The sequence below is a fragment of the Cellulosimicrobium sp. 4261 genome (assembly GCF_040546915.1).
GTDB lineage: Bacteria > Actinomycetota > Actinomycetes > Actinomycetales > Cellulomonadaceae > Cellulosimicrobium > Cellulosimicrobium cinnabarinum.
Map to the genome: position 1 here is coordinate 49,145 of NZ_JBEPOQ010000007.1, position 25,656 is coordinate 74,800.

Consider the following 25,656-nt stretch of genomic DNA (forward strand, 5'->3'; position numbering starts at 1 on the left):
GTGGAGGCGTACCTCACGCCCGGGACCGCGTCATGATCACGGCACTGGAGCGTCTTCCTCCCTGAGGGTCGCCGGACGGAGGCGGCCGGGACGGGAGCGGGCGTGCACACGCAGGACCTGACGGAGCTCGGCGACGAGCAGCTCGCCGACGCGGTGCGCGGGGGCCGCTCCGAGGCGTTCGCCGTGCTCTGGGAGCGGCACGCGGACGCCGGGCGCTCGGCCGCGCGCCGCCTCACGGCGACGTACGACCCGGACGACCTCGTCCAGGAGGCGTACCTGCGCGTGCTCGGCGCGCTGCAGTCCGGCCACGGGCCGACCGGTCCGTTCCGGCCCTACCTCTACACGACGCTGCGCCACGTCGCGGCGAGCTGGGCCCGGACGCCGGACCCGCTGCCCGTCGAGGACGTGCCGGAGGTCGTCGACCCGCGCGACCTGTCGACCGAGGTCCTCGAGCGCTCGGTGACCGTCCGCGCGTTCCGCCGCCTCCCGGAGCGGTGGCAGGCCGTGCTCTGGTACACCGAGGTCGAGGGGATGGAGCCGCGCGAGGCGGCGCCGCTGCTCGGGCTGTCGGCGGGAGCGACCGCCGCGCTCTCCTACCGCGCCCGCGAGGGCCTGCGCCGCGAGTGGCTCCAGGCCCACGTGAGCACCGACTCGGTGGCACCGGAGTGCCGCTGGACGGTCGAGCGCCTGGGCGACCACGCGCGCGGGACGCTGTCGCGCGCCGCGCGGGACCGGGTCGAGGAGCACCTCACCGGGTGCCTGTCGTGCTCGATCCTCGCGGAGGAGCTCGACGACGTCGCCTCGCGCCTGCGGATCGTCCTCCTGCCGCTCGTCCTCGGTGTCCCGGCCGCGGTCGACGCCGCGACGTCCGCGCTCGCGGCGACGACCGCCGCGCCCGGCACGACGACGGGCCCGGCTCCCGGCGCGACGACCGGCCCGACGGCCGGCACGGCCGGGGGCGGGGCCACCGGGGCAGCGTCAGGCGCCGGGGCCGCCGCCGCGGGGGTCGCGGCGCCCGGCGTCCTGGTCGGCGCGCTCGCGGCGGTGGTCGTGGCGGCCGTCGTCGGCGTGCTGGCCGTGGCGCGGCCGTGGTCCGCCGCCGAGCCGCCCGCCGCCGCGGCCGGGCAGCAGGCGTCCGCTCCCGGTCCTGCCTCGCCGCTCCCCGTCCCGCAGGAGGGCCGACCCGCAGAGAGCCCCGCCGACGACGCGCCGGTCGCGACCGAGCCGGACGTCCCCACCGGGGCGGGCGACCGCCCCGAGCCGCCGGACGCGGGCCTCGACGTCCCTCCCGCCTCGCGTCCGGACGGGCAGGGCGCGCCCGGCACCGGCGAGACCGCGCCCGAGGCTGCCCCGCCGCCGGTCGAGCCGGCCGCCCCGACCCCGCCGGAGCCCGAGCGGCCCGGGCCGGAGGAGCCCGCTCCCGAAGAGCCCGCGCCCGAAGAACCGGCACCCCCGGCGCCCGTCGTCGACGAGGCGCCCCCGGCCGGGACGCTCACCGTCTACCCCGCCCTGCGCGGCACCGGAGAGCCCGGGGCACGCGTGCGGGCGCTCGACGCGGCGGGGGCGGTCGTCGGCACGACGACCGTGGCGACCGACGGCCGCTGGGCGCTCGTCCCGACCGGGCTCGACGCCTCCGGGGAGCACATGCTCGACGTCGTCCAGGACGTCGACGGCGTCGCCTCCGCGGCCGCCGCGCCGCTCGGCCCCTACGTGTTCGACCTCCCGCGCGTGCTGTCGCCGGGTCCTGGCGAGACCGTCGTCGGCGCGCGCGAGACCGCACCCTGGGAGGACCCGCGCTTCTCCGTCCTCGTGACCTTCGCGGGCACCGCGGGCCTCGTCGTCGAGGCGTTCGTCGACGGGCGCCCGACCGGCAACCTCCACGAGCTCGGCGACGAGCCCGCGGTGCGCCAGGTGCGCGGCCTCGCCCCCGGCCCGCACACGTTCGGGCTCCGGTTCGTCGAGCCGGCGTCGGACGCCGCAGGGTTCGGGCCGACCGTGAGCGTCGGCTTCACCGTCGCGGGCCCCTGAGAGGGGGACCCGCGACGGCTGCGGACGTCACCCCCGCACGCGACGGCGGGACCACGCTCCGCCCGCGACGCCGACGACGCCCGCCCCGAGCACGACCGCCCCGACGAGCGGGCCGGTCGGTGTCGGGGACGCGCCCGCCGCGACGGGCGCGGGGGCGAGCGACGCCGCCGTCGCGACGAACGTGGGTGCCGGGCGGGCTCCCGCCGGGTCGGTGTCCGTCCACGCGTACGAGGCCCCGGACGGGCACTCCTGCACCGTCGGGAAGACGAACGCCTGACCGGGCTCCCCCGTCACGCGGACGTCGAGCGTGAAGGCCGCGCGCTCGCCGTCGGGCACGGGCTCGCCGGCCCAGGCGACGGCGTCGTCCGTCACCTCGGAGGTCCAGCCGGACGGCTGGCCCGCGCCGAGCGCCTCGACCCCGGCGGGCAGGGTGACGCGCAGGCCGTCGGTGGGCTCGCCGTCGCACCCGTGGTCGAACGTGAACGTGAGCCGCGCCGAGCCGTCGCCGCGCGGTTCGACCGTCTCGATGAGCACGTGCGCGGCGACGGGCGCGGCCGTGAGCAGCGCGAGCGTCCCGGCCGCGGCCAGGGCGAGGAGGGCGCGCGCTCCGCGGTGCGGCCCGGGCGGACGGCGGTCGGGGGTCATGAGGTCACCTCCACGGGGATGCGGACGATCGGGTTCTCGTACTTGGACGTCCGCACGCTCACCTCGAGCGTCCAGGAGCCGGGCATCGGCAGGTCGAGCGTCGCCTCGTACGCGCCCGGGCCGGTGCGTGTGAGCGGCCGCGAGAACGGGCCGAGCGCCGGGTCGGCGAGCGTCGTCGCCAGCTCCGGCACCGCGACGGGCTCGAACGGCGCCCCGGCGGCGTCGAGCAGCTCGACCTCGAGCGCGTTGACGCCCACGCGCCCCGGCATGACGCGCGCACGGAGCGTCCCTTCCCCGAGCTCCTCGACCACCTCGACGCCGGAGGTCGCGGCGTCCTGCGCGGACGGCGTCGTCGGGACGACCGGGCTGCGCGAGACCAGCACGCCTGTCGCGGCGAGCACGAGCACGAGCAGCGCCGCCTCCACGGCGACGGTCCGGCCGAGGCGGCGGCGCGCGGTCGTGGCGGTCGTGCCGCCCGCCGCACCGGCACCTCCCGGCCCGGCGACCTCCGGGACGAGCAGGTACCGGTTCCACGCCGCGATGCCGACGAGCACGAGCGCGACGCCGACCTTGACGAGCAGCGTCCGGCCGTACGTCGTCGAGACGAGCGCGTCGAGCGACCCGAGGATGCGCCACCCGAGGACGGTCCCGGTGACCGCGAGCGCGAGGACGACCCACGCGCCGAGCGCGGAGAACCGCGCCACGGTCACCCCGGCCCGACGGGCGTCCACGTGTGCGGACGGCGCGAGCACGAGCGCGAGCCCGACGACGCCGCCGAGCCACACCGCGCCGGCCGCGACGTGCAGCGCGTCCGCCGTGACGACGAGCCACGGCGGGCCGAAGGTCCGCGTGTGCCCCACGAGCACGAGCGACCCCAGCGCGAGCGCGGCGGCGCCGAGCACCGTGCCCGCGGGCCACGCGGCCCGGGTCTCGCGCGCGGCCCGGGGCGCGAGCAGCGTCGCGACGACGAGCCCCACGAGCCCGATCGCGCCCGCCACGGTGGTGTCGGAGGCGAGGCCCGCGGTCCACGTCGCCGGGTCGACGAGGGCGCCCAGCCCGCCGCCCGCCTGCCAGGCGGGCGTGAGCGGGACCGCGAGCACGGTCCCGACGACCGCGACGCCGAGCGCCCCGCGCCGGACACGCTGGAGCCGCCGCCGCAGCACGGGGGCCGCGCCGGGCGAGACGTGCAGCACGAGGAGCTCGAACGTGACGAGCCCTGCGACGAGGAACGTCCCGGCGTAGACGGCGGCCTGGTCGAGCGCCCGGACGGCGACGAGCGCCGCCGTCGGCTCGGCCACGCGTGCCTCGACCGCGGTCGCGCTCGGCGCGCCGACGGAGAACGTGAACGCCCCCGCCACGGGGTGCGTGTCGAGCGACACGACGCGCCAGCTCACGACGTAGGTGCCGCCGTCGAGGGTCGAGCCGGGCGTGACGACGAGCGCGTCGTCCACCGCGGCGACGTCCACGTCGACGGGCGTGCCGTCGGCCGCGAGGACCGTCGTGCCGCCGGGGACGACCTGGACGGGCTCGTTGAAGGTGATGGTCAGCGCGTCGGGCGGCGCGTCGAGGACGGTGCCGTCCTGCGGGTCGGTGCCCACGAGGACGGCGTGGGCCGCGGCCGGGCCGCTCGCGAGGATCGCGAGCAGGACCGCGGCCGCGGCACCGACGACGACGGCCACCGCCCGGCGCGGCGCCAGGGGGCGGCCCACCGGTCAGGCCCGCGGGCGCGAGCGCACGAACCCGAGCAGCCCGAGCACGAGGCCGGCCGCCGCGAGGACGAGCGCCGTCCACGTGACCGCGGGGGCCGGGCCGCTCGACGTGCTCGCGGCAGCCTCCGCCGCCTGGCCGTCCGCGGCGGCCGGCTCGGCGGTCGCGTCCGCCGCGGCGTCCTGGGTGCCGTGCGCGTCGCCGCCGGACGCGGCCGTCAGCTCGAACAGCGGGGCGGGCAGGTCGAGCTCCTCGCCGTCCTCGCCGTCGGCCGGGACCTGCACCCAGGCGCTCTCGCCCTCGGCGCACTCCTGGACGGTCGGGAAGACGAGCGTCTCGCCCGCCGCGTCGGGCAGCTTGAGCGACAGCACGAACGCGTCGCGGTAGCCGTCGGGCAGCGGCGCCTTGGCGGTGTACACGACCTCCGCGACGCGCTCGGTGTACTGGCCGCCGTGCCCGTCGTCCACGGGCTCGGCGAGGTCTTCCATGACCTTCTCGACGTCCCAGCCGGGGTTCACCGTGGGGGTCACGGTGACGACCTGCTCGGGGACCTGGACGGAGACCTTCGTCGTCGGGGAGTCGCCGCACCCGTGCGGGACGCCGAACGTCAGGAGGGCGTAGGAGCCCGCCTCGGTCGTGTCGGGCGTGACGGTCACGTGGGCGGACGCGGCGGCCGCGCCGGTCACGACGAGCCCGGTGGTCAGTGCGGCGGCGCCGACGGCGCGCAGGGTCTTTCGCATGGTGGTGCCTTTCGGGGAGAGCTGCGGGGAGAAGGACTGCGGCGCTCCGGCGGGCACGACGGCGCGCCACGCCACGGGTCGGCGGAGCCGGCCAACGGCGTGTGGGCGGTCGCGCGGGCGCGCGGGAGCGGGACGCCGTGGACGTCGTCGGGCGACGTCGTCCGCGGAGGCGTCCGGGAGCGGTCAGGCCGGGAGGGGCGGCCCTCGCCCGGGCGCGGCGCCGCGCGCGAGCAGGTCGCGCACCGTCGGCAGCGCGCCGACGGCGGGAGGTGCCGCGGGGACGACGAGGCGGCGCGGGCGGCCGGGGACCCGGCGTCCCACGAGCCACGTCCACAGGCGCCACAGCACGGCGTCGCCGTACCGCAGCACGAGCGCGACGGCGAGCGTCGCGACGGCGTGCGCGCCGAGCATCGCGAGCGGCGAGGAGGAGTGCGCGTGCGCGGCGGCGTCGGCCGGGGACAGCGCGGCGCAGCGGTCGAAGACGACGTGCAGCACGAGCTGGCCCGCGCCGAGCAGGCCGAGCAGCCGCGGCAGCCCGACCTCGCGCCGGGTGAGGGGTCGCACGGCGACGGCGGTGAGGACCGCGAGGACCCCGAGCGGGACCGCCCCGGGGTCCGTACCTCCGGCGAGGCCGTGCGCGACGACGGACAGCCCGACGACCGCGGCGGCGAGCAGCAGCACCCGCACGCCGCGGAGCACCCCTGCTCCGGGCGACGTCACGGACGCACCCTAGCGGGAGAAGGGGCTCCGGCGGCAGGGGCCGGCGCCGCCCTCTCCACGCGGGAGAGGGCGGCGTGCGCCGGCACGGTCAGCCCTGCGGGTCGTGCGGGGCGCCGTCGTCGGTGCCGGCGTCCGGGCCGGGGCCCCGACGGCGCAGCACGACCACGACGACGACCACCGCGGCCACGACGAGCGCGCCGAGCCCCACGAGCACCGGCAGGAGCGACGACGTGCCGTCGTCCGCGGTCTCGGCGGCGTCGGTGGTCGTGGTCGCGGACGGCTCGGTCGTGGTGTCGGTCGTCGGCTTCTCGGTCGCCGTCTCCGCGGGCGTCGCGGCGTCCGTCGCCGGGTCCTCCGTCGCGGGCGCCTCGGGCTGGGCCGCGACGGCGAACGCGAACGTGCCCTCGATCGGGTGCCCGTCGGACGAGACGACGCGCCACGCGACGGTGTACGTGTCGCCGCCGAGCGCGACGGCCGGGTCGAGCGCGAGGGTCGCGGTGCTGCCCTCGATCGTGGGCGCGCCCTGCGTGACGACCGTGCCGGCCGAGTCGGAGACGACGACCTGCGGCTCGACGGGGAGCGGCTCGGTGTTGAACGTCAGCGTGATCGCCGCGGGCGGGGCCTCGAGCTGCGCGCCGTCGGCCGGGTCGGAGGTGAGGAGCCGGTCGTGCGCGGACGCCGGGCCGGCCGTGAGCGTCGTGACCGTCGCGGTGAGGCCGAGCGTCAGGACCGCGGCGGCGAGGAGGGCGAGGAGGGCGGGCAGGGCCGACAGCGGTCGGCGCAGGGAGAGGTTCATGAGGTTCTTCCGTCCGAGGCGCGGCCGGTGGCCGCACGGTGGTGCCCCGGGACCCGGCCGTCGCCGGGTCGGCCTCGTCGGGTGCCGCGTCAGGACGCGGCGAGGGGGCGCAGCAGTGCTCCCGACAGGCCGTGCGACCGCGGCGGCCCGCGCGTCGGGGACCGGAGCGACCGCCACAGGCCGACGACGCGCACCGAGCGCACCGGCGCCACGCCGCGGCGGCCGAGGACCGCCGGGCGGGCCGGGAGCGGGAGCGCACCGCGCGGGGTCACCCACGTGAGGAACCGCTCGAGCGCCCGCTCGCCGTGCGCCAGCACGAGGGCGAGCACGACCGTCGCGGCCGCGTGGGCGGCGACCATCCACGCGCCCGACGCCGCGAGGTGCTCCGGGTGCAGCGGGGACGCCGCGCCGTCGGCCGACGGCACCGCGCACACGACCGCGCCTGCGGACGCCGCGAGGTGCGCACCGTGCCCGGCTCCCCCGCCGACGGCGTGGCACGACCCCGGGGTCAGGACGGTGAGCGCCTGGTGGAGCGCGAGCTGCGCGCCCCCGAGGAGCACGACGAGCCGGGCGGGCGTGAAGCGGAGGCGCGCGGCCGCCGTCGTGCCCGCGAGCGTGAACGCGGCGAGCGCCGCGAGGACCAGCGGGTCCGGGAGCGCGCCCCCGGCGACGCGGTGCGCGAGCGCCGTCAGCGCGAGCACGAGGGTCGCCACGAGCGCGGCGCGGGCGACGCGCAGCGGACCGACGACCGGGGAGGGCACGACGGCCACCCTAGCGCGAGGTGTCCGCGCCCTCGGCCCGGGACCGCTGCGACGCGGCGGCCGGGGCGGTCCGGCGCTCCGCGTACCGGCCGATCGCGGGGCCGGTGGGCAGGAGCCGGTCCAGCCCGACGATCACGAGCCCGAGCACGAGGAACCCCGCCCCGTAGAGCACGACGTTGACGAGCAGCCCGGTCCACCCGAGCGCGTCGAGGTCGACGAACCCGTACGGGTACTCGCTCCCCGGGCTGACGAACCCGCGGACGGTCGTGAACGCGAAGTAGGCGAGCGGGTACAGGAGCCAGCGCGCGGCGTCGAGGCCGCGCAGGCGTCGGTGCGCGTCGAGCAGGAGGAAGTCGGCGACCACGGCGAGCGGGAGCACCTCGTGCTCGATCTGGCCGTCGGTGAGCCCGAGGAAGACGGCGGGGGCGCCCGGGTCCTCGGGCGCGAGCACGAGCCACGACACGAGGCCGGTGATCGCGGCGAACAGCGTCACGCCGCCCTTCAGCCACCCCGGCGGCTGCCGGCGGCGCAGGAGGGACGCGCCGCCCGCCCAGGCGAAGACGACCGCGACGAGGAAGCCCGTCTGGTTCGTGAAGTAGACGAGGCCCTCGACGTCCCCGTCGCGCCAGATCGCGCGCGTCCCGACGAGGGCGAGGACGACGAGGAACAGCCGGAACAGTCCGACGACGACGTGCATGCGGGCTCCTTCGCGCGCGGTGTGGCTCCGGTCGAGAGCCTAGTCCCCGGGACCGGGGCACGACCGCCGTCGGGCGTCGTCGCGCGCGTCGAGGTCCGGGCACGCCGAAGGGCCGTGCACGAGGCACGGCCCTCCGGTGGAGATCGTCACCCGCGCCGGCGCGGGGCGCCGGGCGGGTGGGCGATCAGAGCGCCTGGATGTTCGTCGCCTGCGGGCCCTTGGGGCCCTGCGTGACGTCGTAGGAGACGCTCTGGTTCTCCTCGAGCGAGCGGTAGCCGCTCGACTGGATCTCGCTGTAGTGGGCGAACACGTCCGCGGTGCCGTCGGACGGGGCGATGAAGCCGAAGCCCTTCTCCGCGTTGAACCACTTCACGGTGCCTGTAGCCATGATGTCTTCTCTCGTTGAGACGACCGGCCCGCGTGCGCGGGTCCGGGTGCCGCGCCCCGCAGGGCGCCGACGGTTGTGGGGGCGGTCGCGGCGGGAGCCCGCCGGGCGACCGGGCGGGGCGACCAGGTGGCGCCTCGCGTGCTCCAGGGCGGCGACGACGGTCACGGGCCGCGTGAAGCGGTCGTGGACGTGGAAGCCGTCCGGGCGTCGGGTGACCATCCCGGCGTACTCGCCGTCGGCCGTCGCGACCCACAGGTCGTCGTCGGCGCGGCGCAGCACGAGGTCTGGTCCGGGCGTGCCCGCGTCCGCAGGTGCGGTCGCCGGGCGGTCGAGGATGGTGGAAGAAGTGATGTGTCTCTGCTCTCGCTCCGCGCTCGTGGGGCGGAGATCGTCGTCGGCAGCGTCTGCTGCCGGGCGCCGCGGTCGTGCTTCGATGCCGAGGACCGAAGATCGTCGCGGGACCCTGCCCGCGACCTGACGCAGCCCTCAGGCTACACGACGGCGCGGACGAGTGGTCGCCCCGGGCGATGATGGGGGCATGACGACCTCATCCAGCCCTGCCCGGACCGCCCCCCGCACCGCGCGTCGCAGCGTCGCCGTCGTGAACGGCTACGTCGTGCCCGTCGCGTCCGACCCGATCGAGAACGGGACCGTCCTCGTCGAGGACGGGGTCATCACCGCGGTCGGCGCGGACGTCGTCGTGCCCGACGGCGTCCCGACCCTCGACGCGCGCGGCCGCTGGGTGCTGCCCGGCTTCGTCGAGGCGCACGCCCACATGGGCGTGATGGAGGAGGCCGAGGGCTGGGCCGGCAACGACACGAACGAGATGACCGACCCGAACGGCGCGGCGCTGCGCGCGATCGACGCGATCAACGTCGAGGACGAGGGCTTCCGCGACGCGCTGGTCGGGGGCGTGACGAGCGCCGTCGTGAAGCCGGGCTCCGGCAACCCCATCGGCGGGCAGACCGTCGCGATCAAGACGTGGGGCGGCCGCACCGTCGACGAGCAGGTGATCCGCGAGGCGGTCTCCGTGAAGTCGGCGCTCGGCGAGAACCCCAAGCGCGTCTACGGGGACCAGAAGAAGACGCCCTCGACGCGCCTCGGCGTCGCGAAGGTCATCCGCGCCGCGTTCGTCGACGCGCAGAACTACGCGGCCCGGCGTGACGCGGCCGAGGCGAAGGGCGAGCCCTTCGACCGCGACCTCGCGAAGGAGACCCTCGCGCGCGTCCTCGCGGGCGAGCTGTACTGGGACCAGCACACGCACCGCGCCGACGACATCGCGACCGCGCTGCGCCTCGCGGACGAGTTCGGCTACCGGCTCGTGGTGAACCACGGGACCGACGGCGCGGCCGTCGCGGACGTGCTCGCCGAGCGCGACGTGCCGGTGATCTTCGGGCCGCTGTTCACCTCGCGCTCGAAGATCGAGCTGCGCAACCGCGACATCGCGAACCTCGGGGCGCTCGCCCGCGCGGGCGTGCGCGTCGCGATCACGACCGACCACCCCGTCGTGCCGATCAACTTCCTCGTGCACCAGGCGTCGCTCGCGGTCAAGGAGGGCCTCGACCGGGACACCGCCCTGCGCGCCCTCACGGTGAACCCCGCGGCCTTCCTCGGTCTCGACGACCGCGTCGGAGCGCTCGCGCCGGGCCTCGACGGGGACGTCGTCGTGTGGTCGGGCGACCCGCTCGACGTGACGTCGCGCGCGGAGCACGTGCTCATCACCGGCACCGAGGTCTACACCTGGGACGCGACGGCGGCCGACGGGCGCGGCGCGGGCCGCGTCGTCGAGCGCGGCGAGCGCTTCCGGGCCTGACGCCGACGTCGACCCATCCCGCTCGCCCGCCACGCGCGGCGTCGCTAGCGTTCCCCCGAGGGCCGTCGCGCCCGCCGAGGGGGACGTCATGGCTCGGACCACCACCCCGCAGCACCCGGCCCGCCCCGGCACGGGGACCATCACCGCGACGTCGCTCGTCATGCTCAACGTCGCCGCGGTCGTCAGCCTGCGCGGCCTGCCCGCGGAGGCGGAGTACGGGCTCTCCTCCGCGTTCTACTACCTCCTCGCGGCGGTGTGCTTCCTCGCGCCCGTCGCCGTCGTCGCGGCCGAGCTCGCGTCCACGTGGCCCGAGGAGGGCGGCATGTTCCGCTGGGTCGGCGAGGCGTTCGGGAGCCGGTGGGGGTTCCTCGCGATCGCGATGGTCTTCGTCGAGGGCTGCATCTGGTTCCCGACCGTCCTCACGTTCGCCGCCGTCACGCTCGCCTACACCGGGCCCGACGCGCGGTCCGACGAACGGGTCGCGGACGACCGGCTCTTCGTCCTCGCGGTCGTGCTCGTCGTGTTCTGGGCCGCGACGCTCATCGCCCTGCGCGGCGCGTCCGCGTTCGCCCGGACCGCGCGCTGGGGCGGGATCGTCGGGACGCTCGTCCCCGCCGCGCTGCTCGTGGGGCTCGGCGCCGCCTACCTCCTCAGCGGCGAGCCGTCCCGGACCACGCTCTCGTGGGGCGCGTTCGTGCCCGACCTCACGCGCCTCGACAACATCGTGCTCGCCGCCGGGATCTTCCTGTTCTACGCGGGCATCGAGGTCAACGCGGTCCACGTGCGCTCGATCCGGCGGCCGGAGCGCACCTACCCGCTCGCGATCCTCGTCGCCGCGCTCGTGGCCGTCGTCGTGCTGACGCTCGGCACGCTGACGATCGCGGTCGTCGTGCCGCAGCAGGACATCAGCCTCACGACGAGCCTGCTCCAGGCGTTCGACCACCTGCTCGCCTGGGCGGGCATCGGCTGGGCCGGGCCGGTCGTCGCGGCGATGCTCGCGGTCGGCGTCCTCGCCGGTGTGACGACGTGGGTCGCTGGACCTGCCACCGGCCTGCACGCCGTCGCGCGGGCCGGCTTCCTCCCGCGGTGGTTCCACCGGACCAACGACCGCGGCATGGCGACGAACATCCTCCTCGTCCAGGCGCTGGTCGTGACCGTGCTGTCCGTCCTGTTCGTCGTCATGCCCTCCGTGCAGTCCGCGTACCAGCTGCTCAGCCAGCTCACGGTGATCCTCTACCTCGTGGCGTACCTCCTGATGTTCGCCGCGGTCGTCGTGCTGCGCCGCACGCAGCCCGACCGGCCGCGCCCCTACCGGGTGCCGGGAGGCCGCGTCGGGGTCTGGGCGGTCGGCGGGCTCGGGTTCGTCGCGTCGCTGCTCGCGCTCGTCACGAGCCTCGCCCCGCCCGGCCAGGTCGCGGTCGGCAGCCCGACGACGTACGTCGTGCTGCTCGTCGCGCTCGCCGCCCTCTTCGTGGCCCTCCCGCTGCTCCTCTACCGCGCCCGCACCCCCGCCTGGCGGGACGGCTCGTCGTCCTTCGCGCCCTTCACCTGGCAGTCCGCGGACGTCGCCCCTCGCCAGAGCGGTCCCGGCCCGCCGGGATGACGGGTGCGGTTCCCGTGGCGCGAACCCGCGCGGCGGCGGACCATCGGAACATGCCTACCCGACCCGCTCCCCGCCCTCGCAGCGCCGCGACCGGCCCGGTCGTCGGTCTCGTCGTCCTCGTCGGGGCGCTCGCCGCCTGCTCCGGCCCCGGCCCGGGCGACAAGGACGTCGAGTACGACTCGCTCGACGCGCTCCACCGCGCCGCCACGACCGCGGGCCTCACGTGCCTGTCGTTCACGACCGAGAGCACGGACACCGACGACGTCGAGCTGGGCGCGTGCGACGACACGACGCTCCTCGCCGTCTTCGCCGACGGGATCGCCGAGGACGAGTTCCTGACGTTCCTGCCGCGCCAGCCCACCGAGGAGGGGGAGGCCGCCCTCGCCGGGCCGAACTGGGTCGTCCTCGGCGACACCGGCGACCTGCTCGAGACCCAGGCGGGCATCGGCGGGCAGTTCCTCACCGACGAGTGACGCGGCGTCAGCCGCCGCCCGGGCCCGCCATCTGCCGCTGCGCGAACACCAGCCCGTACGGGAGCGCGGTCGCGGCCATGGCCCACGTGTGCGCCTGGCCGGGCTCCTCGCGGAGCTCGACGGTCTGGCCCTGGTCCTCGAGGTCCTGCGCCATCCGGCGCACCGTCGTGAGCGCCTCCTGCGGCGCGTCCGCGCCCGAGTCGAGGAAGACCGGCATCGGGTGCGTGAACGTCATGGTGGGCAGGTAGGTCGTCGGGGTGTTCGCGTCGATCTCCGCCTGCGTCGAGAGCATCGTCCGCTCGGGACCGGGTCCAGGGTTCCCGTAGGGCTCGATCGCGAGGATCGTCCCGTACCGGTCGAGGTTCCGCAGACCCACGTTGAGCGCGCAGAACCCGCCCGACGACATGCCGCCGATCACGCGGTGCTCGCGGTCCGCGAGCGTCGGGTACGTCGCGTCGACGGTGTCCACGACGGTCGTCGTCAGGTACGTCTCGACCTGCTCGCCGCCCGTCGTCGAGTCGAGGCACTCGGTGTCCAGCCCGCCCGGCCCCGTGCCGTTGACCGTGGGCGCGACGACGATCATCGGGTCGACGAGCCCGCGCCGGACGAGCACGTCCATCGTGCGCGGCACCCGTCCGGCGGCGAACCAGCTGCTCGGGTCGTCGGGCGACCCGTGGATGAGGTACACGACCGGGTACCGGGTCGAGCCGTCGGGGTCGAACCCCGGCGGGAGGTACACCCAGGCGTCCTCGTCCGCGATCTGCTCCGCCGCCGTCCCCGGGATCGGGAGCGTCCGCACCTGGCCCCGGTACGCGCCGCCCGGCGCGTCGGCCGACAGGTCGGCCAGACCCAGCGCGACGAGCTGCACCCGGGCGGCCCCCCACGTCGGGACGTATCCGGAGTAGGCGTTGGCACCGACCGCCAGCCCCAGCACGAACGACAGCGCACCGAGCGTCGCGAGAGCCGCCGTCGCGACGCGCGAGCGCCGCCGCCGCCGCGCCTCCTCGCCCCGGGCCTGCCGCTCGCGGAGCGCCCGGGCGCTGCGCCGCGCGCGGACCACGGCCCACGCCACCGTTCCCGCCCCGAGCACCGCGAGCACGACGGCGAGCGGGTAGCTCATGAGGTACGTCTCGGCGGGCTGCAGCTCGCGCAGGACGGCCGCGGGCAGGGCCGGGTCGGTGTCGGGGACGGGGAGGCCGGCCGCCACGGTCAGGACCGGCGCTGGGGCTTCACGAACGGGAAGGCGAGCGTCTCGCGGATCGACGCCCCGATGATCGTCATGTAGATGCGGTCGACGCCGAGCCCGAGACCGCCGGTCGGCGGCATGGCGAACTCGAGCGCCGAGAGGAAGTCCTCGTCGATCTCCATGGCCTCCGGGTCGCCCGCCGCCGCGAGGAGGGACTGCTGCGTGAACCGCTCGCGCTGGTCGATCGGGTCGATGAGCTCCGAGTACGCCGTGCCGAGCTCGGCACCGAACGCGACGAGGTCCCACCGCTCCGCGAGGCGCGGGTCGTGACGGTGCACGCGCGTGAGGGGCGACGTCTCGACCGGGAAGTCGGTGTAGAACGTCGGCTCGACGGTCTGGCCCTCGACGAGACGGTCGTACATCTCGTTGACCACCGCGCCGTGCGTCTCGTCCTCGCCCACCTCGATACCGAGCCGCGCGCACAGGGCGTGCAGCTCCGCGTCGGGGGTGTCCGGGGTGACCTCGGCTCCGACGGCGCGCGAGACCGCGTCGTGCACGGTGACCACCGGCCACTCGCCGTCGAGCCGGACCTCGGTGCCGTCGGGCCGGCGCGACACGGCGTCGCCGTGCACCGCGACCGCCGCCGCGACGACGAGCTCGCGCGTGAGGTGGCGCATCGTCGTGTAGTCGCCGAACGCCTGGTACGCCTCGAGCGACGTGAACTCCGGGTTGTGCGTCGCGTCGGCGCCCTCGTTGCGGAAGTTGCGGCCCAGCTCGAAGACGCGCTCGATCCCGCCGATCGCGAGCTGCTTGAGGAACAGCTCGGGGGCGATGCGCAGGTACAGGTCCATGTCGTAGGCGTTGATGTGCGTGCGGAACGGGCGCGCGTTGGCGCCCCCGTGCACGCGCTGCAGGATCGGCGTCTCGACCTCGATGAAGCCGCGCTCGACGAGCGACGAGCGCAGCGCGTGCACGGCGGCGGAGCGACCGCGGAGCGTCACGGACGACCGCGTGTCGAGCGCGAGGTCGACGTGGCGCAGGCGCATGCGCGTCTCCGGGTCGGCGAGCCCGCGGAACTTGTCCGGCGGCGCCTTGAGCGACTTCGACGCCATGACCCACGACGCCGCGTGCACGGACAGCTCCCCCGTCCGGCTGCGCGCGACGGTCCCCGTGACGCTCACCTGGTCCGCGAGGTCCACGACGCGCCGCCAGAGCGCGAGGTCGGCGGCGCCGTCGGCCGTGAGCATCACCTGGCGCTCGCGGTTCTCCTCGCGCAGGACGGCGAACACCACGCCCCCGAGGTCGCGGAGCCGCACGACGCGCCCCGAGACGGACACGTCGTGCCCGAGCAGCAGCTCGTCGACGTCGGCGAGCCGGTGCGTGCGCGGCACGGCCACGGGGTACGCGGGCATGCCCGCCGCCGCCAGCACGTCGAGCTTCGCCCGGCGGGCGCGCTCCTGGTCGGTGAGCCGGCGGGTCGGGACGTCGAGCGCGAGGAGCTCGTCCTCCTGCTCGCGCACGGCCGAGCCCAGGACGGCGTCGGCCGTCGCGACCTGCTGGTTCCCGGTCCCGCCGCGCGCGCCGGGCCACTGCGGCACGAAGCCCTCGGCCTGCCCCGCCGCGAGCGACACGGACGTGAGCTGGGCGGGGGCGGCGTAGCAGAGGTAGCGCGCGCGCCAGCGGGGCTCGTACTTCTGGTTCGAGCGGTACAGCTGGTCGAGCTGCCACCAGCGCGACGCCACGAGGACGAGGCGGCGCACGAAGCGCTGGAAAGGGCTCGCCGCGACCGACTCGCCCTGCTCGATCAGGCCCCGGAACATCGCGAAGTTGAGCGAGACCCGGTCGATCGCCATGCCCGCGCCCTCGCTCGCGAGCGTCGAGATCATGAGCTCCGTGACGCCCGGGACCGCGTCCGGGGACCGGCGCATGTAGTCGAGCGAGACGCCCTTGCGCCCCCACGGGACGAACGTGAGCAGGCCGCGGGGCTCACCGTCGCGGTCGTGCGCGGTGACGACGAGCACGCGCGGGTCGCGCGGGCTCCCGAGTCGCTCGAGGGCCATCGAGAAGCCGCGCTCGTCCTCGCCGTGCCGCCAGGCGTCGGCGGCCTGCGCCAGCGCCGCGAGCTCGTCGGCCGGGATCTCGCGCTGGCGCCGCAGCCGCACGGTGTACCCCTCGCGCTGCGGCCGCGCGACGGCGTGGCGCACGGACCGCATCGACGGGGACGCGAGGTCGAAGGAACGCGTCTCGACGATCGCCTCGTCCCCCATCGTGAGGACCGCGAGCCCGGCGTCGCGGTAGGCGCGCGCGCCCTTCTCGCTCGCGGAGAGCACGCCCGGCGCCCACCCGTGGCGCCGCGCGTACGCGAGCGTGCGCTCGATCGCGTCGGGCCACGACGCCGGGTCCCCGAGCGGGTCGCCCGCCGCGAGCAGCGCCCCGCTCACCACGCGGTACGACACGGCGGCGCGGCCGTCGCCGGAGAAGATGGCGTCGCGGTCGTCGCGCGTCGCGAAGTACTCCAGCGAGTCGTCGCTCGGGTGCTCCAGGAGCAGACGGCGCACCGCGAGCTCCTCGTCCGGGGAGCGCGCGGCGTCGCGCGGGCCGGTCCGCAGGAACACGAGCACCGCGAGCAGCAGCGCGGCGCCCGCGAGCAGGCCGCCGACGAGCGCGAGCCAGCCCGGCGCGACGCCGTCGATCGCGAACGGCTCCTCGTGGGGGGACAGCCCGACCGAGACGCTCAGCGCCCACCCGAGCCGCGCCGACTGGTCGGCGAGGCTCGACGGCACGACCTGGAGCAGCGCCCACACGACCCCGGTGGCGACCGCCAGCCCGAGCACGAGGACGAGGCCCGCCGACCACCACGCCCCCCGGGCGATGCGCGCGGGGAACGCGCGGCGCGCGGCGACGAGCACCACGACGAGGACGAGGCCGAAGACGCCGCCCGCGTACGCCGTCCAGTGCACGCCGTCGAGCACGCCCGCCGCGGGGTCGACCCGGTCGAGCACGACCGCGAGCAGCATGACGAGAGCGGACGGGAGCTGCCACACCAGGACGACGAACCACAGCGCCGCCCGCTGCCGGCGCAGGAAGCCGCTCGCGACGAGCCCGACCACGACCGCGGAGAACAGCGACGGGTACGACGGGACGTTCGTGACCGACAGGACCTCGGCGACCGGGCGCTCGGCGTGGTGCGCGACGGGGCGCAGGATCAGCGCCACGAGGAGCCACACCGCGTAGACCTGGAGGATGCGGCCGCCCCAGCGCGCGACCGTCTCGGCCCAGGGCGACGCGACGGCGGGCGGCGCTGGGGTGCGCCGTCCGCCGTCCGGGGTGGGCGTCTCGCGCCCGACGGTGGTGGTACCCGTCACGTGGTCTCCTCGGGGTCGTGCAGGGTGCGGGCGGGCGCCGGCGCGGGCTGCGCCGGCGGGTTGACGAGGACGTCGTCGGCGGTCTGCCGCTCCGCCGCGGTACGACGGTCCCACGCGGGCCGCCGCAGCGCGTAGAAGAGGAGCGGCGGGCCGCCGAGCACCACGACGACCCCGGCGACCACGATCGGGTAGGCGGTCTCGGACAGACCGCTGAAGCCGGACGGGCGGACGAACGCGAGCACGAACGCGGCCGCGCACGCGACGAACCCCAGCCCCGCGACGAACCGCATCGCGGGCGTGCGGTAGGTGCGGACGACGTCCGGCTTGGTGCGCCGCAGCCGGATCGCCGCGGCGAACATGAGCATGTACATCACGAGGTAGAGCGCCGCCGCCATGTCCACCAGCGCGATGAACGCGGTGTTGCCGTTCGGCACGAGCACGAAGAGCAGCGCGAGCAGCGTGACGATCCCGCCCTGCACCGCGAGGATGCCGACCTGGACGCCCGCCTTGTTGCGGCGCTGGAGCGCGGGCGGCAGCAGACCGGTCCGGGCCGCGGCGAGCAGGCCGCGCGACGGCCCGGCGATCCACGTGACGACCGACGCGAACGCTCCGAGAGCGATGAGGAGCGAGATGACCGGGGTGCCCCAGCTCATGCCCCAGTGGTCGAAGAACGCCTTGAACGCGAGGTTGATGCCGTCGGTCACGCCGAGCGCGGACTTCGGGACGGCCACGGAGATCGCGAGCGTCGGGAGGATGAAGACACCGAGGATCAGCACGGTCGCGATGGCGATCGAGCGCGGGAAGCCGCGCCCGGGGTTGCGCAGGTCGTTCGCGTGCACCGCGTTGACCTCCATGCCCGCGTACGCGAGCACGTTCGAGACGATGAGCACGATCGACGCGATCCCGGTCCACGGCGGGATGACGGCGGACGCCTCGAGCGTCGTCTCCGAGCGTTCGCCGGTGCCGAGCCAGACCGCGCCGAGCACGATGAGCAGGACGGCGGGCAGGATCGTGCCGAAGATGCCGCTCCACGACCCGACCTTGGCGAACAGGTTCCCGCCGGCGAGCGTGATGAGCGTCGACCCCCAGTACAGGACGAGGATCACGACGGCCGTGTAGAGGCCGTTCTGCGTGAGACCGGGGTCGCCCACGACGAACGACAGGCTCGCCGCGATGAACGCGATCTGCGTCGGGTACCAGACGACGTTCTGGATCCACTGGAGCCAGATCGCGACGAACCCGGCGCGCTCGCCGAACGCCTCGCGCACCCACGTGAAGACGCCGCCCTTCCAGCCGGTCGCGAGCTCGGCCGCGACGAGCGCCGTCGGGACGAGGAAGAGGATGGCCGGGACGATGAAGAGCGTCACCGAGCCGAGCCCGTACGACGCCATCGCCGGCAGCGAGCGCAGCGACGCGACCACCACCACGGTGAGCATCGCGAGCTGCACGACCGACATGAACGTCGTCGCGCCCGCGGCGGGCGCCCCGATGGCGGGCCCCGTGTGGCCCGGCGGCTGCCGGGAGCCGGGCGACCCGTACGGGTGCGGCCGGACGTGCGCCGCCGTCGGCGCGTGCGTGCCGTCGGCCCGGACGTGAGGTCCCGAGCCGCCGGGCGGATCCTGTGCTGCCCCCTGTGCCATGGTCCGTCCTTCCCGCGGTCGCCCGGGTCAGTGGTGGAAGTTGGAGCGCTGGCCCTCGGTCGGCATCGGGCCGGTGAGGGCGTCGAGGAGCGCGACCTCGTCGCGCAGGTCCGCGAGGAACGCGGACGCCAGGTCGTGGCTGAAGCCGTTGCGCACGACGACGCGCTGGACGGTGAGGTCCGTGAGGTCGTCGGGCATGGGGTACGCGGGCACGAGCCAGCCCTTGGTACGCAGCCGCTCCGACAGGTGGTAGAGGTCCCAGTTCTTCGTGTGGCCCTCGCGCAGGCGCCACGCGAACACGGGGATGTCCGAGCCGTCGTTCCACAGCTCGAACGCCGGCATCTTCGCGATCTCGCCGGACAGGTAGAGCGCGACGTCGCGCGACGTGCGCTGCACGGCCTCGTATCCGGTGCGACCGAGGCGCAGGAAGAGGTAGTACTGGAGGAGCACCTGCGCGCCTGGGCGCGAGAAGTTGAGGGCGAACGTCGGCATGTCCCCGCCGAGGTAGCTCACGCGGAACACGAGATCCTCCGGCAGCGACTCCGTGTCGCGCCAGACGACCCATCCGAGGCCCGGGTAGACGAGGCCGTACTTGTGTCCCGAGGTGTTGATCGACGCGACGCGGGGGACGCGGAAGTCCCACTCGAGGTCCGGCTGGAGGAACGGGGCGATCATCGCGCCCGACGCGCCGTCGACGTGGATGGGCACGTCCAGGCCGGTGGACTCCTGGATCCGGTCGAGGGCGGCCGCGATCTGCGTGACCGGCTCGTACATGCCCGTGTAGGTCACGCCCATGATGGCGACGACGCCGATCGTGTTCTCGTCCACGTACGTCTCGAGGTCGTGGCCGTCGAGGACCTTGTGGTCCTCGGAGATCGGGACGTAGCGCGCCTCGACCTCGAAGTAGTTGCAGAACTTCTCCCAGCACACCTGGACCGCGCTCGAGAGCACGAGGTTCGGGCGGTCGGTCGGCTTGCCGGCGGCGCGGCGCGCGTGCTGCCAGCGCCGCTTGAGGGCGAGACCGCCGAGCATGCACGCCTCGGACGAGCCGATGGTCGACGTCCCGATGGTGTGCTCCGGGTCGGGCGCGTGCCACAGGTCGGCGAGCATCGTCCAGCACCGCGTCTCGACGGCCGCCGTCTGCGGGTACTCGTCCTTGTCGATCATGTTCTTGTCGGCGGCCTCGAGGTACAGCCGCGCGGCGTGCTCGTCCATCCACGTGCCGACGAACGTCGCGAGGTTGAGCCGCGCGTTCCCGTCGAGCATCGCCTCGTCGTGGACGATCTGGTACGCAGTCTCCTGGAGGGACTCGTCCTCGGGGAAGCGGAACTTGGGCAGCGCCGTCGCCTCCCCGGGTCTGGCGAAGACCGGGTTGAGCTCGACGACGTCGGGTTCTCCGGTGTGCCTCTCGGCCCGGCGCGTGTTCGTGACCATGTCCGCCCCCTCGGGTTGGTGTGGCCGCGGACCTGCGGCCGCTCTCCCGACGGTACGACCGCGGTCCCGGGACCGCCTCTGGGCGGGTGAGATAGACAACACCTGTTGCTTAAGTGATTGCCTCGGCGTAGCGTCGAAGACGACACAGCGCACGGCACGACGCGGAGGAGGTGGCCGTGGACAAGCGCACCGCCCGCACCGCCGCGGCCCTGCGGACCGCGATCCTCGCGCTCGCCGCGGAGCAGGACGTCACCCGGCTCACGGTGTCCGCCGTCGCGGCCCGCGCCGGGATCAACCGCGTGACGTTCTACGACCACGCGTCGAGCCCGTCCGAGCTCCTCGCGCGCGTGCTCGGCACCGAGCTCGACGCGATCCGCGACCGGTTCTTCGCCGACGTCCGGGCCGCCGAGACGGCCGACGACGTCGCCGCCCGCTCCCGCGAGGTCGTCGACCGCTGGAGCCGCGCGCTCGTCGTGCACGTCGAGGCCCACCTCCCCGTCTACGAGCGCGCGCTGGAGGGCGGTCTCAGCGCGCCGCTGTTCCGGCTGCTCGCGAGCCACGTCACCGGCACGCTCGTCGAGCACCTGCACGCCCACCCGGGCCTCCTCCCGTCGGCTCCGGCCGGCACCGCGACGGGAGCCCCGGCCGGACCCACGACCACAGCGACGGCCGACGACGTCGCGGCGCTCGCGTTCGCGACGTACGTCGGCTTCGGCACGGTCGGCGCGCTCGAGGTGTGGCTCGCCACACCCGCTCCCCGTGACCCCGGCCTGTTCCCGCGGGTCGCCCGAGACGCCCTGCCGGCCTGGTGGACCACGCCGTCGCCCTGACGAGCCGTCCCCTCCGCCGGTCGACCGCGGTCCCCGGGCGGGCAGGTGCGCACCACCCGCGCGACGACGCCCCCGCTCACGAGGCGGGCCGACGCCGCCGTGCCCCGCAAGGAAAGGAGCCCCACCATGGGCAGCACTCCCGGAAGGGTGCAGAACAAGGTCGCGATCGTCACCGGCGGCACCGGCGGAATGGGCGTCACGAACGCGCGCGCCCTCGTCGCCGAGGGCGCGAAGGTCGTCGTCGCGGACCTCGACGACGCGAAGGGCGAGGCGCTGGCACGCGAGCTCGGCCCGGGCGCCCGCTACGTGCACCTCGACGTGACGAGCGAGGACGAGTGGGCGGCCGCCGTCGCGACCACGCTCGACGCGTTCGGGCGCGTCGACGTGCTCGTCAACAACGCGGGCATCGCCAACGGCGGTCCGATCACGGAGTTCGACGTCGCCGCGTGGCGCCGGATCATCGACATCAACCTCACCGGCACGTTCCTCGGCATCCGCGCGGTGTCGCCGATCATGGCGAAGGCCGGCGCGGGGTCGATCATCAACATCTCGTCGGTCGAGGGCATGCGCGGGAGCGCCGGCCTGCACGGCTACGTCGCCTCGAAGTTCGGCGTCCGCGGGCTGACGAAGTCCGTGGCGCTCGACCTCGGCCCGTACGGCGTGCGCGTCAACTCGGTGCACCCCGGGTTCATCTCGACACCCATGACCGCGTCGCTCAACCCGGACGACCTCCTCATCCCGCTCGGTCGCCCCGCGGCGCCCGAAGAGGTCTCGCGGATGATCGTCTTCCTCGCGAGCGACGAGGCGTCGTACTCGACGGGCTCGGAGTTCGTCGTGGACGGCGGCCTCATCGCCGGCGTCCCGTCGAAGAAGGGCCACGGCCAGCTCTGACCCGGCCACGGCGGGCCCGGTCGCGGCGGGCGGGGTCGCTCAGTGCACCGCGGCCGCGCACGCGACGCAGGTCCGCGCCGTCGGGCGTGCCTCCAGCCGCCCGGCGGCGATCTGCTGCCCGCACGCCGCGCAGACGCCGTAGGTCCCGGCGTCCAGCCGGGCGAGGGCGGCGTCGACCTCCTCGACCCGCGCGGCCGCGTCGCGCGCGAGCGCGTCCACCTGGGCGCGCTCGAACGCGATCGTCGCGCCGTCGGGGTCGTGCTCGTCGTCCGCGTTGGAGTCGCGCGACGCCTCGACGATGCCCGCGACCTCGGCGCGCAGCGCCCGCAGGCGCTCGGAGGCCTCCGCGCGCACGGCGAGCAGCCGCTCGCGCGCGAGGCGCGGGTCGAGCGGGTGGCCGGGGCCCTCGGGTGGTGTCGTCATCACCCTCCCCAACGCTCGGGACGGGGTGAAACCGTCCCGGACGGGCACTCCTGCCCATCACCGCGGCATGACAGCGGCGGTCCGCGATGGAAGAGTGGAACCGCCCGGCCACCCCGGGGCCACCGCGCGGACTCGCCCTCGCGGTGGGCGACCGACGGCGAGACCACGGGGGTCGGCATGAGCACGGTCGTCGTCTTCGAGGAGTTCGGCGGGCCCGAGGGCCTGCGGGTCGACGACGAGGAGATCGGCGCTCCCGGCCCCGGCCAGGTGCGCGTCGCGAACCGCGTCGTCGGCGTCAACCCCGCGGACCTCAAGCGGCTCGCGGGCTCGTTCGGTGGCCGCGTCCCCGGCGTGCTGGGCTTCGAGGCGGCCGGCGTGGTCGACGCCGTCGGGCCCGACGTCCCGGACCTCGCCCCCGGCGACGAGGTCGTGTGGCACGGCACGGGGGCGCAGCGCGAGCTCTCGCTCGTCCGCGCCGACCACGTGCGGCGCAAGCCGTCGTCCGTCCCCCTCGACCAGGCCGCGGTGCTGCCCGTCGCCGCGGCGACCGCGTTCTCCGCGCTCGTGCAGGCCGACACGGGCGAGGGCGACGTCGTGCTCGTGCACGGCGCGAGCGGGGGCGTCGGGTCCGCGGCGGTGCAGATCGCGACCGCGCTCGGTACGCGCGTCGTCGGGACGGCCTCGCCCGCGAACCACGACTACGTGCGCGACCTCGGCGCGACCCCGGTCGCGTACGGCCCGGGGCTCGTCGACGCGGTCCGCGCGCTGCCCGACGGCCTGGACAAGGTGAGCGTCGTCGTCGACCTCGTCGGCACGGAGGAGACCGTCGCCGCGACCGTCGCGCTGCTGGGCGAGCACCTCTCCCCCGCCGACGGCGACGAGCCGCCGAGCGCCGTGACCGTCGTCGGCACGGACGCCTCGCGCGCCGCGGGGATCGCCGACAAGGTCGACGCGAAGGGTGCCCTCGACGAGGTGCTCGCGCTCGCTGAGGACGGGCGGCTCCGGGCGGAGATCTCGGCCCGGTTCCCGCTCGCCGAGGCCGCGGAGGCGCTCCGCCTGGTCGCGGCGGGCCACGTGCGGGGGAAGGTCGTCCTCGACGTGGTGTGACGCGCCGCCTCGCTCGGTTGTGACGCTGAGCACAAGCTCGGCCCGCGAGCCGCGGGATTCCGCCGCTCCCGACCGCGCGCACCCCGAATCTCCTTGCGCCCCGCATGCGCCAGAGTGTGGAATCGTTAGCATGCGTAAGCTCCTTGCCGCCACCGCGGCGCTCTCCTGTGCCCTCCTGCTGGCGTCCTGCGCCTCGCCGACCGACCCGGCGAGCGACGACGCGGCGACCACCCCCGCGACCGAGACCACGACCGAGGCGGCCCCCGAGGTCACGCCGACCGTCGTCGCCGTCACCACGACGTGCAGCACCTTCTACGGGGGCGAGTACTCCGCCGAGCGCCTCGTCACCGAGACGACGCCGCTGCTCGCCACGCCCGACGACGAGGACGCCGCCGCCGCGATCTACACGACGCGCGAGCGCATCGCCGCGGTGCAGAACTTCGCCGACCCGGAGCTCCAGGAGAACCTCAACGGGATCAAGGCGCCCTTCGAGGCGGCCGTCCAGGGCGAGACCGTCAGCACGTCGAAGCTCCAGGCGTCGCTCGACGCGTTCCGCGCCCAGTGCGTCGAGGCCGGGTACGCGTTCGCGTCCTGACGCCACGCGCCGCGGTCCGGACGGCCCGTCCCTCGTCGAGGGGCGGGCCGTTCTCGCGTCCCGGGCCGCTCTCGCGCCCGGGCGCCGCTCTCGGTCCGGGCGCCCGGGCGCGCGGCGGGGGGCCGCCGCCCGTGGGACCATCCGACCATGCCCGTCGTCGAGTCCTCGCTCGTGGTCCCCGTCGACCCCGCGACCGCGTTCGCCGTCTCGCAGACGACGGGCGCCGTCCGCCTGCGCTGGGACCCCTTCATCCGCCACCAGCACTTCCTCGACGGAGCGACCGCGCCCGCGAAGGGCGTGCGCACCTTCACCCGGCACCGCAGCGGGCTGTCGATGGTGAGCGAGTACGTCTCGTACAACCCGCCGACCAACGTCGGCATGCGCATGGTCCGCGGGTCGTGGTTCTTCGAGAACCTCGCGGGCGGCTGGCGCTTCGCGCCCGACCCCGCCGGCAGCACGCGCGCGACGTGGCGCTACAGCTTCCGGTGCCGGCCGCTCTGGCTCGCCCCGGTCGCCGAGCGTGTCGGGTCGTGGGTGCTCCAGCGCGACGTCGACCGCCGCATCGCCGGCTTCGCGCGCGGGTGCGCCGACCCCGTCGTGCTCGACGCGGTGCGCGTGCCGCCGGGGATTGACAGCGGCTCAGCCCTTCCCGCACCGTAGTCACACGCACAGGGGAGTATCCCTCGACGACGTCTCGTCAGTCCGGTCGTTCCGCGACGACCCGGGGCGTCGGGCCCGCGGGCCGGGAGAGACCTTCGCTCGGAACACCGACGGAGGTCGTGTCATGGATGTCTCACCTGTCGTGTGGCTCGCGTCGATCGGCGTGATCCTCGGCATGCTGCTCGTGGACCTGGTCGCGCACCGGCGCGCGCACGTCATCGGTGTCCGCGAGGCCGTGGGGTGGTCGGCCGCCTGGGTGCTGCTCGGGGTCGCGTTCGGGGTCCTCGTGTGGCGGTTGTACGGGGCCGACGCCGGCCAGGCGTACTTCGCGGGCTACCTCATCGAGAAGTCCTTGGCCGTGGACAACGTCTTCGTCTGGGCGATCATCTTCAGCTACTTCGCCGTCCCGCGGGAGCTCCAGCACCGCGTCCTGTTCCTCGGCGTCGTCGGCGCGCTCGTGCTCCGCGGGATCTTCATCGCCGCCGGCGCAGCGCTCATCGACAGCCTTGGCTGGATCCTCTACCTCTTCGCCGCCTTCCTCCTGTGGACCGGCTACCGGATGCTGCGGCAGCGGGACGAGCACCTCGACCCCGACCGGTCGCGAGCTCTGCGCCTCTTCCGCCGCTACGTGCCCATGACCGACGCGTTCCACGGCCAGCGGCTCCTCGTGCGCACCGGCGGCGTCGTGCTCGCGACGCCGCTCCTCGCGGTGCTCGTGCTCGTGGAGGTGACGGACCTGGTGTTCGCCGTGGACTCCATCCCCGCGATCTTCGCCGTCACGGACGAGGCGTTCCTCGTCTTCACCGCCAACGCGTTCGCTCTGCTCGGCCTGCGAGCCCTGTACTTCCTGCTTGCCGACCTCATCCATCGGTTCGTCCACCTCAAGACCGGGCTCGCGCTGGTGATGCTGTGGGTCGGCGTCAAGATGCTCCTCAAGATCGACCTGTACGCCATCCCCACGGTGGTCTCGCTGGGTGTGATCGCGACGATCCTCACGTCCGCCGTGGTCGCCAGCCTCGTGGCCACGCGTGGCCAGGCACGCCGGACGCCGCCCGCGCCGGCCGAGCCGCCGTTCCGCCTCGCGACCGTCGAGGAGATGGCGCGCCTCGAGCCGCTGCTCCCCCGCCGGTCCAGGGTCCGGCGGTGAGCCGGTC

General features: G+C 75.4%; 23 protein-coding genes. 10 read left to right on the plus strand and 13 right to left on the minus strand.

Translation table 11 applies throughout. From position 1 onward, the window contains the following. Window positions 1–102 precede the first annotated feature (102 nt). Entirely contained in the window at window positions 103–2,028 is a 1,926-nt protein-coding gene (locus ABIE39_RS11000) for a sigma-70 family RNA polymerase sigma factor (RefSeq protein ID WP_354051736.1), read from the plus strand. 27 nt (window positions 2,029–2,055) lie between these two features. Here the strand turns inward: ABIE39_RS11000 and ABIE39_RS11005 are convergent, their stop codons facing one another. The 8 genes from ABIE39_RS11005 to ABIE39_RS11040 form a co-directional block, all read right to left on the minus strand. Next, complete coding sequence (locus tag ABIE39_RS11005; RefSeq protein WP_354051738.1) at window positions 2,056–2,673, minus strand: DUF1775 domain-containing protein; 618 nt, start codon at window positions 2,671–2,673, stop codon at window positions 2,056–2,058. Further along, window positions 2,670–4,382 carry a copper resistance CopC/CopD family protein gene (locus ABIE39_RS11010; RefSeq protein WP_354051739.1) on the minus strand — a complete coding sequence of 571 codons (1,713 nt, stop codon included), beginning with the start codon at window positions 4,380–4,382 and terminating at the stop codon, window positions 2,670–2,672. Before ABIE39_RS11010 ends, ABIE39_RS11005 begins: the two co-directional genes overlap by 4 nt. A 3-nt stretch (window positions 4,383–4,385) precedes the next feature. After that, the gene (locus ABIE39_RS11015) at window positions 4,386–5,120 is read right to left on the minus strand and encodes a YcnI family copper-binding membrane protein (RefSeq protein ID WP_354051741.1); all 735 of its coding nucleotides are present in this window, start codon (window positions 5,118–5,120) and stop codon (window positions 4,386–4,388) included. Window positions 5,121–5,303: 183 nt separating this feature from the next. After that, complete coding sequence (locus ABIE39_RS11020; protein ID WP_175008798.1) at window positions 5,304–5,840, minus strand: hypothetical protein; 537 nt, start codon at window positions 5,838–5,840, stop codon at window positions 5,304–5,306. An 88-nt stretch (window positions 5,841–5,928) separates the two neighbouring features. Continuing rightward, window positions 5,929–6,636: a copper resistance CopC family protein gene (locus ABIE39_RS11025; RefSeq protein WP_354051742.1), complete on the minus strand. Its 708-nt coding sequence runs from the start codon at window positions 6,634–6,636 to the stop codon at window positions 5,929–5,931. A gap of 89 nt (window positions 6,637–6,725) precedes the next feature. Further along, window positions 6,726–7,397 carry a hypothetical protein gene (locus ABIE39_RS11030; protein ID WP_354051744.1) on the minus strand — a complete coding sequence of 224 codons (672 nt, stop codon included), beginning with the start codon at window positions 7,395–7,397 and terminating at the stop codon, window positions 6,726–6,728. A gap of 10 nt (window positions 7,398–7,407) precedes the next feature. Next, window positions 7,408–8,094, minus strand: a complete 687-nt coding sequence (locus tag ABIE39_RS11035) for a Pr6Pr family membrane protein (RefSeq protein WP_354051745.1) — start codon at window positions 8,092–8,094, stop codon at window positions 7,408–7,410. A gap of 184 nt (window positions 8,095–8,278) precedes the next feature. After that, on the minus strand, window positions 8,279–8,482 hold the full coding sequence (locus ABIE39_RS11040; RefSeq protein WP_108048261.1) for a cold-shock protein: 204 nt from the start codon (window positions 8,480–8,482) through the stop codon (window positions 8,279–8,281). A gap of 538 nt (window positions 8,483–9,020) precedes the next feature. Here ABIE39_RS11040 and ABIE39_RS11045 point away from each other — a divergent pair. The 3 genes from ABIE39_RS11045 to ABIE39_RS11055 all read left to right on the plus strand — a co-directional run bounded on the left by ABIE39_RS11045 (window position 9,021) and on the right by ABIE39_RS11055 (window position 12,371). Continuing rightward, on the plus strand, window positions 9,021–10,295 hold the full coding sequence (locus ABIE39_RS11045) for an amidohydrolase family protein (RefSeq protein WP_175008801.1): 1,275 nt from the start codon (window positions 9,021–9,023) through the stop codon (window positions 10,293–10,295). 88 nt (window positions 10,296–10,383) lie between these two features. Then, window positions 10,384–11,898: a glutamine/gamma-aminobutyrate antiporter GadC gene (gadC, locus tag ABIE39_RS11050; protein ID WP_354051747.1), complete on the plus strand. Its 1,515-nt coding sequence runs from the start codon at window positions 10,384–10,386 to the stop codon at window positions 11,896–11,898. A 50-nt stretch (window positions 11,899–11,948) separates the two neighbouring features. Then, entirely contained in the window at window positions 11,949–12,371 is a 423-nt protein-coding gene (locus ABIE39_RS11055) for a hypothetical protein (RefSeq protein ID WP_175008803.1), read from the plus strand. A 7-nt stretch (window positions 12,372–12,378) separates the two neighbouring features. Here ABIE39_RS11055 and ABIE39_RS11060 read toward each other — a convergent pair whose 3' ends face one another. Genes ABIE39_RS11060 through gad form a run of 4 tightly spaced genes read right to left on the minus strand, consistent with a single transcriptional unit; the run spans window position 12,379 to window position 19,996 of the window. After that, a complete protein-coding gene (locus ABIE39_RS11060; RefSeq protein WP_354051749.1) occupies window positions 12,379–13,578 on the minus strand; it encodes an alpha/beta hydrolase in 1,200 nt (399 codons plus the stop codon). 2 nt (window positions 13,579–13,580) lie between these two features. Next, entirely contained in the window at window positions 13,581–16,922 is a 3,342-nt protein-coding gene (lysX, locus tag ABIE39_RS11065; protein ID WP_354051751.1) for a bifunctional lysylphosphatidylglycerol synthetase/lysine--tRNA ligase LysX, read from the minus strand. Next, on the minus strand, window positions 16,919–18,562 hold the full coding sequence (gene gadC / locus ABIE39_RS11070) for a glutamate/gamma-aminobutyrate antiporter GadC (RefSeq protein WP_175008806.1): 1,644 nt from the start codon (window positions 18,560–18,562) through the stop codon (window positions 16,919–16,921). The genes lysX and gadC (ABIE39_RS11070) overlap by 4 nt, the downstream gene beginning before the upstream one ends. Window positions 18,563–18,589: 27 nt before the next feature. Continuing rightward, window positions 18,590–19,996 (minus strand): glutamate decarboxylase, encoded by a 1,407-nt coding sequence (gad, locus tag ABIE39_RS11075; protein ID WP_074804711.1) that lies wholly within the window; start codon window positions 19,994–19,996, stop codon window positions 18,590–18,592. Between the two features lie 176 nt (window positions 19,997–20,172). Here gad and ABIE39_RS11080 point away from each other — a divergent pair, with 176 nt between their 5' ends. Beyond that, entirely contained in the window at window positions 20,173–20,826 is a 654-nt protein-coding gene (locus ABIE39_RS11080; protein WP_354051753.1) for a TetR/AcrR family transcriptional regulator, read from the plus strand. Between the two features lie 126 nt (window positions 20,827–20,952). Beyond that, window positions 20,953–21,717 carry a glucose 1-dehydrogenase gene (locus tag ABIE39_RS11085; RefSeq protein ID WP_175008808.1) on the plus strand — a complete coding sequence of 255 codons (765 nt, stop codon included), beginning with the start codon at window positions 20,953–20,955 and terminating at the stop codon, window positions 21,715–21,717. 39 nt (window positions 21,718–21,756) lie between these two features. Here the strand turns inward: ABIE39_RS11085 and ABIE39_RS11090 are convergent, their stop codons facing one another. Then, complete coding sequence (locus ABIE39_RS11090; protein ID WP_175008809.1) at window positions 21,757–22,140, minus strand: TraR/DksA C4-type zinc finger protein; 384 nt, start codon at window positions 22,138–22,140, stop codon at window positions 21,757–21,759. A gap of 177 nt (window positions 22,141–22,317) precedes the next feature. Between ABIE39_RS11090 and ABIE39_RS11095 the strand changes: the two genes are divergently transcribed. From ABIE39_RS11095 to ABIE39_RS11110, 4 genes are all read left to right on the plus strand, one after another. Further along, a complete protein-coding gene (locus tag ABIE39_RS11095) occupies window positions 22,318–23,247 on the plus strand; it encodes a quinone oxidoreductase family protein (RefSeq protein ID WP_354051754.1) in 930 nt (309 codons plus the stop codon). Between the two features lie 130 nt (window positions 23,248–23,377). Continuing rightward, on the plus strand, window positions 23,378–23,842 hold the full coding sequence (locus ABIE39_RS11100; protein ID WP_074804699.1) for a hypothetical protein: 465 nt from the start codon (window positions 23,378–23,380) through the stop codon (window positions 23,840–23,842). A gap of 147 nt (window positions 23,843–23,989) precedes the next feature. Next, window positions 23,990–24,502 carry an SRPBCC family protein gene (locus ABIE39_RS11105; RefSeq protein ID WP_175008811.1) on the plus strand — a complete coding sequence of 171 codons (513 nt, stop codon included), beginning with the start codon at window positions 23,990–23,992 and terminating at the stop codon, window positions 24,500–24,502. 124 nt (window positions 24,503–24,626) lie between these two features. Continuing rightward, window positions 24,627–25,649 (plus strand): TerC/Alx family metal homeostasis membrane protein, encoded by a 1,023-nt coding sequence (locus ABIE39_RS11110; RefSeq protein ID WP_175008812.1) that lies wholly within the window; start codon window positions 24,627–24,629, stop codon window positions 25,647–25,649. The last annotated feature ends 7 nt before the right edge of the window (window positions 25,650–25,656 follow it).